Below are 1,004 nucleotides of genomic sequence, written 5' to 3' on the forward strand. Positions count from 1 at the left end.
ACTATGCCTGCACCAGGATACTGATAGTATAACCAGTGGGAGCCGTAATGGTGGCGATAATGGTTTCAGCACTGTCTACAAAGGCATCATCAATAGTAGGTAAGTTGATGGTAGCTGTGGCGGAACCTGCTGCAAAGGTCACTATGCCTGCACCAGGATTGGTATAGTCGGAACCGACTGTAGCTGTGCCACCAAGACTGTAATTGACGTTTAAAGCTGCTGTAAGATTACCTGTGCGGGTGAGGGTAAAGACGCTGCCAACTGCTCCTGTTTCTGCACCATCTGTAGTTTTGACGATGGATAGCGTAGATAGTGTACCAAAATCATCATTAGTGATAGTTCCGTTCACAGCCGTTGTTGTGCCAATGCTGTAACCTGTTCCTGTTGCTAAAGTTAAAGCAACGGTTTCATCACTTTCAATGATGGTATCTGCTGTGGGGTCAACAGTGAGAGTTGCTGTACTTGAACCCGCAGCAAAGGTAATTGTTCCTGTTGTTGCTGTGAAAGTGGCTGCACTAGTTTGGGTGTAGTCGGTGTTAAAGGTGGCTGTACCCCCAACGTTATACTTCACTGTTAGGGCAGTGGTAGTGCTTCCGGCTCTGGTAAAAGTATAAACCAGGTTGGTTGTTCCATCTTCTAGTACGCTACCTGGAGCTACGGCTAGGGTAATGGCGGGTAAGTCATCATTGGTAATACTTCCAGTTATAGCTGTTGTTGTGCCAATGGTATAACCCGTTCCTGTGGCTAGTCTTAAAACAACGGTTTCATTACTTTCAATGATGGTGTCTGCTGTGGGGTCAACAGTGATAATTGCTGTACTTGCACCCGCAGCAAAAGTAATGCTACCTGTTGTTGAAGTGAAACTTGTTGCACCAGTTTGGGTGTAGTCGGTGTTTAAGGTGGCTGTACCCCCAACTATATAGTTCACAGTTAGGGCAGTGGTTGTTACACCGCTCCGGGTGAAGGTATAAACCAGGTTGGTTGTTCCATCTTCTAGTACGCTA

The 1,004-nt window shown here is 46.4% G+C and carries 1 protein-coding gene; it reads right to left on the reverse strand.

What is annotated here, in order from left to right:
* Position 1: 1 nt before the first annotated feature.
* A partial coding sequence (locus A9Y75_RS19095; RefSeq protein ID WP_275519455.1) for a Calx-beta domain-containing protein occupies positions 2-1,004 on the reverse strand: 1,003 nt, incomplete at its 5' end.

It is taken from the genome of Trichormus sp. NMC-1 (assembly GCF_001858025.1).
Taxonomy (GTDB): Bacteria; Cyanobacteriota; Cyanobacteriia; order Cyanobacteriales; family Nostocaceae; genus Anabaena.